The 13,195-nt window shown below is 62.6% G+C and carries 13 protein-coding genes; 6 read left to right on the top strand and 7 right to left on the bottom strand.

What is annotated here, in order from left to right:
• Window positions 1–37 precede the first annotated feature (37 nt).
• Window positions 38–961 (top strand): carbon-nitrogen hydrolase family protein, encoded by a 924-nt coding sequence (locus ACM6IM_RS08375; RefSeq protein WP_414864798.1) that lies wholly within the window; start codon window positions 38–40, stop codon window positions 959–961.
• Between the two features lie 142 nt (window positions 962–1,103).
• On the opposite strand, the gene ACM6IM_RS08370 is transcribed toward ACM6IM_RS08375, so the two are convergent.
• The 4 genes from ACM6IM_RS08370 to ACM6IM_RS08355 all read right to left on the bottom strand — a co-directional run bounded on the left by ACM6IM_RS08370 (window position 1,104) and on the right by ACM6IM_RS08355 (window position 4,850).
• The gene (locus tag ACM6IM_RS08370) at window positions 1,104–1,649 is read right to left on the bottom strand and encodes a GNAT family N-acetyltransferase (protein ID WP_414864797.1); all 546 of its coding nucleotides are present in this window, start codon (window positions 1,647–1,649) and stop codon (window positions 1,104–1,106) included.
• Window positions 1,650–1,677: 28 nt separating this feature from the next.
• On the bottom strand, window positions 1,678–2,151 hold the full coding sequence (locus ACM6IM_RS08365; protein WP_414864796.1) for an LEA type 2 family protein: 474 nt from the start codon (window positions 2,149–2,151) through the stop codon (window positions 1,678–1,680).
• A 55-nt stretch (window positions 2,152–2,206) separates the two neighbouring features.
• The gene (locus ACM6IM_RS08360) at window positions 2,207–3,679 is read right to left on the bottom strand and encodes a nucleobase:cation symporter-2 family protein (RefSeq protein WP_192308541.1); all 1,473 of its coding nucleotides are present in this window, start codon (window positions 3,677–3,679) and stop codon (window positions 2,207–2,209) included.
• A 118-nt stretch (window positions 3,680–3,797) separates the two neighbouring features.
• The gene (locus ACM6IM_RS08355) at window positions 3,798–4,850 is read right to left on the bottom strand and encodes an aldo/keto reductase (protein WP_414864795.1); all 1,053 of its coding nucleotides are present in this window, start codon (window positions 4,848–4,850) and stop codon (window positions 3,798–3,800) included.
• 162 nt (window positions 4,851–5,012) lie between these two features.
• Between ACM6IM_RS08355 and zapE the strand changes: the two genes are divergently transcribed.
• Window positions 5,013–6,134 (top strand): cell division protein ZapE, encoded by a 1,122-nt coding sequence (gene zapE / locus ACM6IM_RS08350; RefSeq protein ID WP_414864794.1) that lies wholly within the window; start codon window positions 5,013–5,015, stop codon window positions 6,132–6,134.
• Window positions 6,135–6,150: 16 nt separating this feature from the next.
• Window positions 6,151–6,732, top strand: coding sequence for a DinB family protein (locus ACM6IM_RS08345; protein WP_414864793.1), 582 nt, complete (start codon window positions 6,151–6,153; stop codon window positions 6,730–6,732).
• 254 nt (window positions 6,733–6,986) lie between these two features.
• Here ACM6IM_RS08345 and ACM6IM_RS08340 read toward each other — a convergent pair whose 3' ends face one another.
• The 3 genes from ACM6IM_RS08340 to ACM6IM_RS08330 form a co-directional block, all read right to left on the bottom strand.
• On the bottom strand, window positions 6,987–7,187 hold the full coding sequence (locus ACM6IM_RS08340) for a hypothetical protein (protein ID WP_414864792.1): 201 nt from the start codon (window positions 7,185–7,187) through the stop codon (window positions 6,987–6,989).
• A gap of 163 nt (window positions 7,188–7,350) precedes the next feature.
• Entirely contained in the window at window positions 7,351–9,096 is a 1,746-nt protein-coding gene (locus ACM6IM_RS08335) for a phosphoethanolamine transferase CptA (protein ID WP_414864791.1), read from the bottom strand.
• A 195-nt stretch (window positions 9,097–9,291) separates the two neighbouring features.
• Complete coding sequence (locus ACM6IM_RS08330; protein ID WP_192308554.1) at window positions 9,292–9,471, bottom strand: DUF6026 family protein; 180 nt, start codon at window positions 9,469–9,471, stop codon at window positions 9,292–9,294.
• Window positions 9,472–9,742: 271 nt separating this feature from the next.
• Here ACM6IM_RS08330 and gnd point away from each other — a divergent pair, with 271 nt between their 5' ends.
• The 3 genes from gnd to ACM6IM_RS08315 are packed head-to-tail and all read left to right on the top strand — an operon-like array spanning window position 9,743 to window position 13,061.
• On the top strand, window positions 9,743–10,723 hold the full coding sequence (gnd, locus tag ACM6IM_RS08325; protein WP_192308556.1) for a phosphogluconate dehydrogenase (NAD(+)-dependent, decarboxylating): 981 nt from the start codon (window positions 9,743–9,745) through the stop codon (window positions 10,721–10,723).
• A complete protein-coding gene (gene zwf, locus ACM6IM_RS08320; protein WP_414864790.1) occupies window positions 10,720–12,243 on the top strand; it encodes a glucose-6-phosphate dehydrogenase in 1,524 nt (507 codons plus the stop codon). The genes gnd and zwf overlap by 4 nt, the downstream gene beginning before the upstream one ends.
• Window positions 12,240–13,061: an HAD family hydrolase gene (locus ACM6IM_RS08315; protein ID WP_414864789.1), complete on the top strand. Its 822-nt coding sequence runs from the start codon at window positions 12,240–12,242 to the stop codon at window positions 13,059–13,061. Before zwf ends, ACM6IM_RS08315 begins: the two co-directional genes overlap by 4 nt.
• Window positions 13,062–13,195 lie beyond the last annotated feature (134 nt).

Genomic DNA, 13,195 nt, shown 5'->3' with positions numbered 1-13,195 from the left:
AGAATGAGCAACACCTGAAGTGAATGGAGAGATCGCAATGCCCAAATCAATCGTTGCTGCGCTGCAGATCGGCGCTTTGCCCGGCGGCAAGGCGCAAACCCTGGAACAGATTCTCTCGTATGAAAGCGCCATCGTTGAATCGGGCGCCGCGCTGGTGGTCATGCCCGAAGCGCTGTTGGGCGGTTACCCGAAAGGCGAGGGGTTTGGCACTCAACTGGGTTATCGACTGCCCGAAGGTCGTGAAGCCTTCGCCCGCTATTTTGCCAACGCCATCGATGTGCCCGGCGCGGAAACCGAAGCGCTGGCCGGGCTCGCGACGCGGACCGGGGCGAACCTGGTGATCGGTGTGATCGAACGTGCCGGCAGCACCCTGTATTGCACCGCGTTGTATTTCGATCCGCAGGCGGGGTTGGTGGCCAAACATCGCAAATTGATGCCGACCGGTACGGAGCGCTTGATCTGGGGCAAGGGCGATGGTTCGACCCTGCCGGTGATCGACAGCCAGGTCGGACGCCTCGGCGCGGTGGTGTGTTGGGAAAACATGATGCCGCTGCTGCGCACCGCGATGTACGCCAAGGGGATCGAGGTGTGGTGCGCGCCAACGGTGGACGAGCGCGACATGTGGCAGGTCAGCATGCGCCATATTGCCCATGAGGGCCGGTGTTTCGTGGTCAGTGCCTGCCAGGTTCAGGACTCCCCGCAAGCGCTGGGAGTGGAAATCGCCAACTGGCCGGCGGAGCGCCCGTTGATCGCCGGCGGCAGCGTGATCGTCGGACCGATGGGCGACGTCCTGGCCGGACCGCTGCGGGGCGGCGCTGGATTGATCAGCGCTGAAATCGACACCGACGAGTTGGTCCGCGCGCGGTATGACTACGATGTGGTGGGCCACTATGCGCGGCCGGACGTGTTCGAGTTGACGGTGGATGAGCGGGCCAGGCCAGGGGTCAAGTTCACCGGTTGAACCTGTTGTCCTTAGTCGGCACATCACTCTCTGTGGGAGCGAGCCTGCTCGCGATAGCGGACGTTCAGGAACATCGGGTCGCCTGATCTGCCGCCTCGCGAGCGGGCCCACCCCCACAGGGGGCCTCAACGGTGTGAGTGGTTCAACCCTGCGCCAGCCACTCCTCCCGAGTGATTTCCCAGATTTCCTTGGGTAACCGACCGCTGACGAAGTCGTCTTCCCCGGTGCGGATCAGGCGCATGCCGGTACGCTCCGAGAGCTTGCGCGAGCCGGTGTTGGCCGCCGCTTTGGGCACACGCAGAACGGAGCGGCCCAGGGTTTCGAACCAGTATCGGGTCACGGCGGCACAGGCTTCAGTCATCAATCCCCGGCCTTGCCAGGCCGGACCCAGCCAGAAACCCCGGTTGTTGTCCGGTTCATTCATCAGGCTGACATTGCCGATCAATTGCGCTGGCGCGGATTTCAAGCGGATCGACCAGTGCCATTCCTCGCCACGGGCAATCGCCGGCAGAGCGATGTCGCGCAGGTAGGTCAGGGCGCCGTCCGAGGGATAGGGCCAGGGGACCAGTGCGTTCAAGTACTGCACCACTTCCCAGTGCGCAAACTGTTGTTGAATGCCATCGGCATCGGCCAACTCCAGCGGGCGCAGGATCAGGCGTTCGGTGTAGAGCGTGGGCAGGGCATCCATGCGCGGTGTGGCTCCTTGGCGGATGTGTTTACCAGGTGCCCGTCGTCGATCCCGGCAGGCTGAGCTTGCCACTATCGGTGAAACGCTTGGTGCCGAACAAGCCTCCCGCCAGTTTGCCGCGCAGGACGTAGGGCAGGTTGTTCAGGGTTTGGGTCTGGCTCAGGCCCAGGGTCTGGCGCAGCACCGAGAACGCCGAAACGCTGACCGGCACGCTCAGCACCGTCTCGGAAAAGCGCGCGATCGAACCGGACTGATCGCTGACACCGGAGGCCAGGGGCTGGCCGTTGACGGACAGGTCCAGGGCCACGCCGTTGTAGTCGATGGCGGTGTCGTTGGGGTTCTGCACGCGGATTTTCACGGCAAAGCGCACTTCCATGTCCTGGCTGGGCAGCGGGTCGAAGCCCACCACGTTGATGTTCAACGGGTCGCGATCGGGCAGCAGCGCGCAGGCGCTGAGGGACAGCAGCAGGAGGGAAAGGACAATGGCGTGGATGCGGCGCATGGGCAAGCTCTCTTGAAGAAAAGGCCGAACCACCGGGGCTCGGCCTTGAGCTTGCCTAGCGGTTCAACTGTGCGACAACCTCTGGCGGAGCGGGTTCACCCTTGGCCGGGACATCCGGGTTCTCCATGACCTGGAGAATCGAGGCTTCCGGGTCGAAATCGTCTTCTTCCAGCTCGATGAACTCCTCGGGCAGGAAGATATTCAGCACGATAGCGCACAACGCACCGACGGTGATCGGCGATTCGAAGATGTTGTGCAACGCCTTGGGCAGTTCGCGCAGCACCTCCGGCACGGCCGCCACGCCCAGGCCCATGCCGATGGAAATGGCCACGATCAACATGTTGCGCCGGTGCAGGCCGGCTTCGGCGAGGATCTTCACACCGGCCACCGCCACCGTGCCGAACATCACCAGCTCAGCACCGCCGAGCACCGGTTTGGGCATCAGTTGCAGCACCGCGCCGATCATCGGGAACAGCCCCAGCAGCACCAGCAGGCCGGCGATGAAAAACGCCACGTAGCGACTGGCGACGCCGGTCAGCTGGATCACGCCGTTGTTCTGCGCGAAGGTGACCATCGGCATGCTGTTGAACACTGCAGCCATGGCCGAGTTGAGCCCGTCGGCCAGCAGGCCGGACTTGATCCGGCGGATGTACACCGGGCCTTTGACCGGCTGCCGGGAAATCATCGAGTTGGCCGTCAGGTCACCGGCGGCTTCCAGCGGTGACACCAGGAAAATCACGGCCACCGGCACGAACGCCACCCAGTCGAAGTTGAACCCGTACTTGAACGGCACCGGCACGCTCATCAGTGGCACCTCGGGCAGGCTGGCGAAATCCACCCGGCCCATGAGCCAGGCGACGAAGTAGCCGAGGGTGAGGGCGATGACGATGGCGCCGAGGCGCAGGAACGGCACATCCACCCGGTTCAGGACCACGATGGTGCCCAGCACCAGGGCCGCCAGCCCCAGATGGCTGGCTGCGCCCAGGTCGGTTGCGCCGAAGCCGCCGGCGATGTCGGTCATGGCGACCTTGATCAGCGACAACCCCATCAGGGTGATGATCGTCCCGGTCACCACCGGCGTGATCAGCATCCGCAGCTTGCCGATGAACTGGCTCAACGCGACCTCGATGAATGCCGCGAAAAAGCACACGCCGAAGATCGTCGAGAGAATTTCATCCGTGCCGCCACCCCGGGCCTTGACCATGAAACCGGCGCTGAGGATGACGCTGATAAAGGAAAAACTGGTGCCTTGCAGGCACAGCAGCCCCGAGCCGATGGGGCCGATCCGCCGCGCCTGGACGAAGGTCCCCAGCCCGGACACGAACAGCGCCATGCTGATCAGGTAGGGAATTTCGCTTTGCAGGCCAAGGGCACTGCCCATGATCAGGGTCGGGGTGATGATCCCGACGAAGCTGGCCAGGACATGTTGCAGCGCAGCGAACACCGTGGCGGTCAGGTGCGGGCGGTCGTCGAGGCCGTAGAGCAGGTCGCTGTGGCGCGGAGCGGGGGCTTTTTCAGAGGCGATCATGGTGGTTTGCGTGCCGAAAGGTGGCCGGGTCGGAAAAGGGAGGCGAAGGATGCCAGAAAACCCGTGTGACACAAAACCTGTGGGAGCGAGCCGGCTCGCTCCCACGTAGGGTAGGGGGTCAGGCCACTGGAATGATCGGCAGGTCCAGGGTCTCAGTCCCGGAGTAGCGTGGCTGCGACCCGGCGATGGTGCCATGGGGCACACCCGCTTCCACGGCGCTGACCGAATCCAGTCGCGACAACTGCTCGGCACTCAACCGCAGGTTCAACGCCCCCAGCGTCCCGTCCAGTTGTTCACGGGAACGAGAGCCCAGGATCGGGATCAGCGCTGTTGTCGAGCGCCGGGCTTTTTCCAGGAGCCAGGCGATGGCCACGTGGGTCGGGCTGGCGTCCGATTCTTTGGCGACCGCGAGCAGGGTGTCGAGCAGGGCGGTCTCCCGGGCGCTTTTTTCGGCGTGAACCAGCATGCCGAGTTTACTCGCGCGGTTGTCGCCGTCGTTGTGGCGATATTTGCCCGTGAGGAAGCCGCCACCCAGCGGCGACCACAACGTGGCGGCCAGCCCCAGGGCTTCGGCCATCGGCAGCATTTCCCGATCGGCGCTGCGCTCCACCAGGCTGTACTCGACCTGAATCGCGGCAATCGGCGCAAAGCCACGCAGTTCGGCCAGTATGTCGGCGCGGGCGATGCGCCACGCCGGGAAGTTCGACAGCCCGGCGTAATGAATCTTGCCGGCGCGCACCAGGTCGTCAAAACCCCGGAGGATTTCTTCCATCGGTGTCACGCCGTCGCTCATGTGGGCCCAGAACAGGTCGATGTGATCGGTCTTGAGCCGTTTCAGGCTTTCTTCCACGGCGCGCACCATGTTCTTGCGACTGTTGCCGGTGTGGGAAATGCTCGCTGCCGGCGTGGTCCCGAGGCTGTATTTCGTGGCGACGACCAGGCGATCGCGCTCCGGGCCGATGAGTTCGCCCAGCATGGCTTCCGACTGTCCGCCCTGATAACCGTTGGCGGTGTCGATGAAGTTGCCCCCGGCCTCCAGGTAGCCTTCAAAGATGCGCCGGGCTTCATCGCGCTCGGCGCCATGGCCCCAGCCGGTACCAAAGTTGCCGGCGCCCAGCGCCAGTTCCGAGACACGCAGGCCGGTTTTGCGGCCGAATACTTTGTAATGCATGGGGAAGACTCCTGGAAGAAAAGACGCGGTGCGTTATAAATTTCACTCGACATGTATTAATATGATGCTTGTAATTTATTTGGTCAAGGTGCTTTGGGGCTCGAAATCAGGGGCTGGATATTTTCCCTGTCGTCGTGGTGCGGCGATGGCATACTGCCGCGCATGAATGCCGACTCTCCCTTAAGCGCCTGGCAACACGCCATCGAACAGAAGGGCTTCGTCCAGGACGAAGCCCAGGAACACGCTGTCTGGGCCCTGCAAAAGTGTTACGAAGCGCTGCACGCAGGCGGCCCTACGCCGGTGCAGGGCGTGTACCTGTGGGGGCCGGTCGGGCGTGGCAAGACCTGGTTGATGGATCAGTTCCATCAAGGCCTGCACGTCCCGGCCAGGCGCCAGCATTTCCATCACTTCATGGGCTGGGTGCATCAGCGTTCGTTTCAGCTGACAGGCACCGCCGACCCGCTCAAAGCGCTGGCCCGGGAATTGAGCGAAGCCGTGCGCGTGCTGTGTTTCGATGAGTTGTTCGTCAATGACATTGGCGATGCGATCATTCTCGGGCGCTTGTTCCAGGAAATGTTCGACCAGGGCGTGGTGGTGGTGTGCACCTCCAACCAGCCGCCCGACCTATTGTATGCCGATGGCTTCAACCGGGAGCGCTTCATGCCGGCCATCGAGGCGATCAAGCGGCACATGCAGGTGATTGCGGTGGATGGCGGCGAAGATCATCGCCTGCATCCCGGCACCGGTTTGCAGCGCTATTGGGTCGCCGAGCCCGGACAGCCCGGCGCGCTGGCCGAGGTGTTCAAGACCCTGACCGCCGGCCAGTCGGTGTCCCGCGAGCCGATCAAGGTTGGCTACCGTTCACTGGACGTGGTGCAGGCCAGCGACAGCGTGCTCTGGAGCCGTTACGCCGATCTGTGCGAACAGCCTCTGGCGGCCATGGATTTCATGGCCCTGTGCGACACCTACAAGGCTATTCTGTTGAGTGATGTGCCCAACCTCAGCGCGCAAAAGCGCGAAGGGCGCATTGCCCGCGGCACGGAAGACGGTGCCGAACGGGTGGCGGCGGGTGATCGCGAATTGCCCCAGCTGTCGGTGCATGACGACGGTGTCCGGCGCTTCATCGCGCTGGTGGACGAATGCTACGACCGCAAAGTGCCGTTGTACCTCGAAGCGCAGGTGCCAATGGAATCGCTCTACACCGAAGGTTATCTGGAGTTTCCCTTCCGCCGCACCCTTAGCCGACTACAGGAAATGCAGCTGCAACGTTTCGCCGACGCTTGAACTCAGGGAGCGCGACATGAATCAGCCCTTGTCCCATCACTTACTGACCATGGCGTATCAGAACGCCTGGGCCAATCATCGGCTGGCCAAGGCCTGGCGCCAGTTGAGCCCTGACGATCTGGCGGCGCCGCGGGTGAGTTTCTTCCCCAGCCTGCGCGCGACGCTCAACCATATCCTGACCGTTGACTGGTTTTATGTGGATGCGCTGGAGCGAGAGTTGCGCGCGGACGTGCCCCATCCGGACTGCCTGGTGTTTTTCACCGTCGACGAACCCTGTACCGACGCCACAGACCTTGCGCGCGAACAGGCCCAGGTGGATCGCCGGCTGATCGCCTATTGCGAGCAACTGCGTGATGCTGACCTGGGCAGGATCGTGACCATCGCCCGCGAAACCCCGCAACACGACAGTCGCTTGCGCCTGCTGTCGCACCTGTTCGAGCACCAGATTCACCACCGTGGCCAGGTGCACGCGATGCTCAGTGGAACCTCGATCGTGCCACCACAACTGGACGAGTTTTTCTGTGCCGGCGAGTCAGGCCTGCGCGCGGCGGATTTTGCCGAACTGGGATGGACCGAAGCGTTGATCTGGGGGCATTGACCTTCGCGTCGCTTGCTTTTTTGATGGGGGCGCGAGACCGGCTGCCGGCAATCGGCGGCAGTGATGGCGCAGGCTTGCTTTTTCAGCGCGGTGATCTCAGGCTCATCGCGAGCAGGCTCGCTCCCACAGTTGAGGATGGAAATGGAATCCGACCCGGCGCACGGCCGGATGCGGTTCTGGACCAGGCCCTTGCCGTAGGTCGGTGGGAGCGGCGCCGACAAGCGGGGCGCGCTCCCACGTCAAGGCGGTTTGCATTAGGGTTTGTAGCGCTCGGTCACCTGCGCCGTTTGATCGTCTGGAACCTTGAGCTCGGTGGTTTGCCGGGTTTGTTGGGCCTGTTGGCCGGCCCTCAGGCTTTCGTAGTAATAGCGCATGCGTTCAGCGCCGCCTTCGGCCGATGCGCCGACCGAAACAAAGGTCATCAGGCCGGCCATGATCACGGGTGTGCGTTTCATGGTGCGTCTCCCATAACGGATAACGGGTGCCTTCCATCCATGAAGCCATGTCGAAAGGCAATTGTCCGCCCGACTTCGTTAAACGGGAATTAACGGCACCCATGTTCGGACATTCGGCGCGGGAGGCGCAGAAAAAAGGGGCCGGAACCGGCCCCTGACAGGATTACTTCACCACCACTTCCGCCGGGTCCGGCTTCACCTTGGGCTTGATCAGGCTGAAGTCGATCAACGCCTTCTGCTCGCGTGCATAAGGGTCGCCGATCATCAAGGGGCGCGCCTTGAAGTCGGCACTGACCAGGCTCTTGCTGCGGTCCAGCTCGTCGAAACTCAGCCCCGCCAGATCGGCCCAGGTATGAATCAGGTGCGAGCTGCTGTAGGGACGGTCCAGGTCGTCGGCGAAGTTCCAGTCGTGGCTTTCACGCCATTTCGGTGAAGCCCAGGCGATGAACGGGATGGTGTACATCGGCGCTGTCGGCTTGGCTTCGTTGCGTCCCAGGGTGTTGTGACCCGCCGAGTCGAAAACATCCTCGCCATGGTCGGAAAGGTACAGCAGGAAGCCGTTCGGGTCGGTCTTGGCGTAATCCTTGATCAGGCTCGAGACCACGAAGTCGTTGTACAGCACCGCGTTGTCGTAGCTGTTGTAGGTCGGCAACTGATCGTCACGTACGCCGGCCGGTACGCCGTTGCGGTCCTGGAACTTGTCGAAGCTCGACGGATAGCGGTACTGGTAGCTCATGTGCGTGCCCAGCAGGTGCACGACGATCAACTTGCGTGGCGCCGCATCGGCGAGGGCCTTGTTGAACGGCTCGATCACATCGCCATCGTACTGGGCGGCATTCTGGTTGCGGTTGTTGTTCAGGTACACCTGTTCGTCGGCCTGTTCGGAGAAGGTCGTGAGCATGGTGTTGCGCTTGGTCATGGTCTGCTGGTTGGTGATCCAGAAGGTTTTGTAGCCGGCCTGTTTCATCATGCGCACCAGCGACGGGGTCGACAGGTACAGGTCGGGGTTTTCCTCGTCGGCGAAGGTCAGCACCTGCTGCAAGGCCTCGATCGTGTAGGGGCGCGGGGTGATGACGTTATCGAAGACCGCCAGTTGCTCCTTGAGCTTGTCCAGTTCCGGCGTGGTTTGGCGCGGGTAGCCGTAGAGGCTCATGCGCTGGCGGTTGGTGGATTCACCGATCACCAGCACCAGGGTGGCCGGCTGGTCGGCCATTGAGTCCTTCAGGTTGCGCAACGGGGGAACCTGGCTGGCGCTGGTAAGCATGTCCTGCATGCCGGCCAGGGTATCGAGGTAGCGGTGATAGGCCACGGCCATCTGCCACGGCACAGCGGGTTCGATGCGGGTTTCGAATTTCTCGAAGCCGTCGGCCAGGCTGCCGGTGCGCAGGGTTTGCTTGATCAAGGGATAACCGACCACGGCGACCACGATGGCCGTCGCCGCCACCAGTGCGCGACCGCGTGGCAGGTACACCGGGCGCAACCGCGTCCACAGGAAGTAGGCAAACAGCGTATGGGCCAGGAACGCCGGCACCATCCACCAGGCGAAGTACTGGGTCATGTACTCGCCGGCTTCAGCGACGTTCGACTCGAACATGATGAAGATGACGCTTTGGGAAAATTCCTGCTGATAGATGAAGAAGTAGCCAAGGCTGGCCATGGAGCAGGCCCACAGCACCACGCCGATCACTGCCGCCATGACCCGGGTCTGTTTCGGGAACAGCAGCATTGGCGCCAGCCAGACGGCGCTCATCACGAAGGCTTGGCGAAACCCGGTGAAGCCCGAGGTGCCGGTCAACTGGATCAGCAGTTGGGTGATGCCCGAGAAATACCAGAAGAACAGGAACAGCCAGAGAAACCCTGGCCAATCGAATCCTTTCTCAGTCGAACTGCTGCGTTGAAACAAAGCCATTGCGTGCTCCAGCCGAAATCACGTTCCACCGCCGGGACCGCAAAGTCGCCGACGAACGGGTGCCGCTCGGATACCGGGCGACCCTAAAGGGGCGGAGTATCGACAAGCGCTTGTGAAAGTTTCGTGAGCTTTGCGTGGGTGAATCGTGATGGCGTTCGGAAACAGCGCCGGGGCTGTTTCCGAGTCAGGCGGGGATCAGGCGTGGGGAGCACGCAGGGTGACCGGCTTCGGAGCCTGGAGACCTTGCGTCAGCAGGCGCAATTGTTCGACTTCCTGCTTCAACTGGTCGCGTTCGTCTTTCAACTGGCGCAATTCATCGCGGCGGATCGTGACGTAAAGGGTTTGTGCTGGCCGTGCTGCTTGTACTGTGCCCATTGCTCACCTCGCAAATGGCTGCCTCAACTGTAAAACTGCCCCGACATCGGGTGCAGATCTACTATCGGCGCCAATTTTGATTTCTTTTGCCCGGGAAGGGAACTTTTTTATTTTTCACGGTCGTTGTGTCTTTGCAACGATTCCCGACGTTATCCATCGGGATCGGGCACAATGCCCGGAAACTTCATGCCGACGCTCTGGACTAACCCCCATTAGTCGCGTTGGGCTATAACCATTGACACACTTTATTTGTAGTAGGGAGCATCAGCACATGCAACTCGGGATTATTGGACTGGGCCGCATGGGCGGCAATATCGCGCGGCGCCTGATGCTCAACGGGCACACCACCGTTGTTTACGATCGCAATACAGCCTTTGTCGATACGCTGGCCGCCGAAGGCGCCAGCGGCGTGGCCGACCTGCCGGCCCTGGTTGCCGGTCTGTCCAAGCCACGAGCGATCTGGGTCATGCTGCCAGCAGGCGCACCGACCGAAGACACCATCGACACCCTGAGCACCTTGCTCGAACCGGGCGATACCATCATCGATGGCGGCAACACCTTCTATAAGGATGACATCCGTCGTGCCAAGACGCTGTCGGAAAAAGGCCTGCACTACATCGACGTCGGCACGTCGGGCGGTGTCTGGGGCCTGGAGCGCGGCTATTGCATGATGATCGGTGGCGACGCCGAGACCGTGCTGCGCCTTGACCCGTTGTTCGCCAGCCTGGCGCCGGGCATGGGCGATATTCCTCGCACCCGGGACCGCAAGTCCGAAGACGACCGTGCCGAGCGCGGCTACATCCACGCCGGCCCTGCGGGCGCCGGGCACTTCGTCAAGATGATCCATAACGGCATCGAGTACGGCATGATGCAGGCCTTCGCCGAAGGCTTCGACATTCTCAAGACCAAGTCCAGCACCCAACTGCCGGAAGACCAGCGCTTCGACCTGAACGTCGGCGACATCGCCGAAGTCTGGCGCCGTGGCAGCGTGGTCTCGTCGTGGTTGCTCGACCTGACCGCCGATGCCCTGGCGGCCGATCCGCAGCTGGATAATTTCTCCGGCTCCGTGGCGGACAGCGGCGAAGGTCAATGGACCATCGAGGCGGCCATGGAACAGGCGGTGCCGGTACCGGTGCTGTCGAACTCGCTGTTTGCCCGCTATCGTTCGCGCGGGCAGGGCACCTTCGGTGACAAGATCCTCTCGGCCCAGCGCTTCGGCTTCGGTGGTCACGTGGAGACGGCGAAAAAATGACCCGACTGATCCGCAACAAATCCAAGGCAGAACCTGCACCACCGACCACGCTGTTCCTGTTCGGTGCCCACGGTGACCTGGTCAAGCGCCTGCTGATGCCGGCGCTGTACAACCTGAGTCGCGACGGCCTGCTGGGGGATGGGTTGCGGATCGTCGGCGTTGACCACAACGCCATCACCGATGAGGCCTTTGCGCAAAAGCTCGAGGATTTCATTCGCGCCGAAGTGGCGAGCAAGGTCGGCAAGGGCGACCAGGCCCTCGATCCGCAACTGTGGGCCCAACTGGCCAAGGGCATCAGCTATGTCCAGGGCGACTTCCTGGACGACAGCACCTATCAGGCGCTGGCCGAGAAAATCGCCGCCAGCGGCACCGGCAATGCGGTGTTCTACCTGGCCACCGCGCCGCGTTTCTTCAGCGAAGTGGTGCGCCGCCTCGGCGCCGCCGGTTTGCTGCAGGAAACCCCGGAAGCCTTCAGGCGGGTGGTGATCGAAAAACCGTTCGGTTCCGACCTGCGCACCGCCGAAGCCTTGAATGCCTGCCTGCTCAAGGTGATGACGGAAAACCAGATCTACCGGATCGACCATTACCTGGGCAAGGAGACCGTGCAGAACATTCTGATCAGCCGGTTCTCCAACAGCCTGTTCGAAGCGTTCTGGAACAATCATTACATCGACCACGTGCAGATCACCGCCGCCGAAACCGTCGGCGTGGAGACCCGTGGCAGTTTTTACGAGCACACGGGCGCGTTGCGGGACATGGTGCCCAATCACCTGTTTCAGTTGCTGGCCATGGTGGCCATGGAACCGCCGGCAGCCTTTGGCGCCGATGCGGTCCGAGGCGAGAAAGCCAAGGTGGTGGGGGCCATTCGGCCCTGGTCCACCGAAGAAGCGCGGGCCAACTCGGTGCGCGGCCAATACGTCGCTGGCGAGGTCGGGGGCAAGTCGTTGCCCGGTTATCGCCAGGAAAACAACGTCGCGCCCGACAGCAGCACCGAAACCTACGTGGCCCTCAAGGTCATGATCGACAACTGGCGCTGGGTCGGTGTGCCGTTCTACCTGCGCACCGGCAAGCGCATGAGCGTGCGCGACACCGAGATCGTCATCTGCTTCAAGCCGGCGCCCTACGCGCAGTTCCGCGACACCGAGGTCGATGAGCTGCAGCCGACCTATCTGCGGATCCAGATTCAGCCAAATGAAGGCATGTGGTTCGACCTGCTGGCCAAACGCCCTGGACCGGCGTTGAAAATGGCCAATATCGAACTGGGTTTTGCCTACAAGGATTTCTTCGAAATGCAGCCGTCCACCGGCTACGAAACCCTGATCTACGATTGCCTGACGGGCGATCAGACGCTGTTCCAGCGTGCCGACAACATTGAGAACGGCTGGCGCGCGGTGCAGCCATTCCTCGATGCCTGGCAACAGGACGCGAGTGTGCAGAGCTATGCCGCCGGCGAAGACGGGCCGAGCGCCGCCGAAGACCTGCTGACCCGCGATGGCCGCGTCTGGCATGGCCTCGGATGAGTGACGCCACGCCACAACCCATCCGGTTTCTGCTCAGTGACATGGACGGCACGTTGTTGCTGCCTGACCACAGTCTCAGCCAAAGGACCCTCGACGCCGTGCGTTCGTTGCGCGAGGCGGGCGTCCTGTTCAGCCTGGCGACCGGGCGTCCCCCCAAGGCCATGTTGCAGCAGATCGAAGCCCTGGGCGTCGATTTGCCGACGGCGGCGTTCAATGGCGGCACGATCGTGCATCCCGATGGCAGCCTGCTGGTCGCGCATTACTTGCCCGCCACGGCGGCGTTGACCACGCTGACGCAGTTCGCCGACCTGGCGGACATCGAGGTCTGGGTGTTCAGCGGTGGCGACTGGCTGGTCAAGGACCCGGAGGGGCCAATGGTGCCTCGGGAACAACACGGTCTGGGGTATCCGCCAGTGGTCGTGGACAGTTTCGAGCCGTACCTGCAGCGCATCGACAAGATCGTCGCGGCGAGCAACAACACGCAGCTGTTGATCGAACTGGAGGCGCAATTGCTGCCGAAGGTCGAGGGCCAGGCCCAGGTGTCGCGCTCGCAACCGGTCTACCTGGACGTGACCGCCATGCAAGCCAACAAAGGCGAGGCGCTGGAAACGCTGGCCACGTTCCTCGGCGTCGCGCTGGCGCAGACCGCGGCCATGGGCGATGGCGGCAACGACCCGGCGATGTTTCAGCGTGCCGGGCTGTCGATTGCCATGGGGCAGGCGGAGGAGGCGGTCAAGCGCCAGGCTGACGTCGTCACCGCCGCCAACACCGAAGACGGCGCAGCGCAGGCCATCGAGCGGTATATCCTGCCTCGTTAGCCCCCTTTAGGAGCGAGCCTGCTCGCGATAGCGGTAGGTCAGACACCAAGGATATCGAGCCTGCAGGCCTCTTCGCGAGCAAGCCCGCTCCCACAGAGGCTGATGGCGAACCCAGATATTGAATATCGCCAAAA

It is taken from the genome of Pseudomonas sp. IT-P12 (assembly GCF_949767465.1).
Lineage (GTDB): Bacteria > Pseudomonadota > Gammaproteobacteria > Pseudomonadales > Pseudomonadaceae > Aquipseudomonas.
Note: the sequence above shows the minus strand (reverse complement) of the source record. Positions and strands in the feature narration are given on the sequence as shown.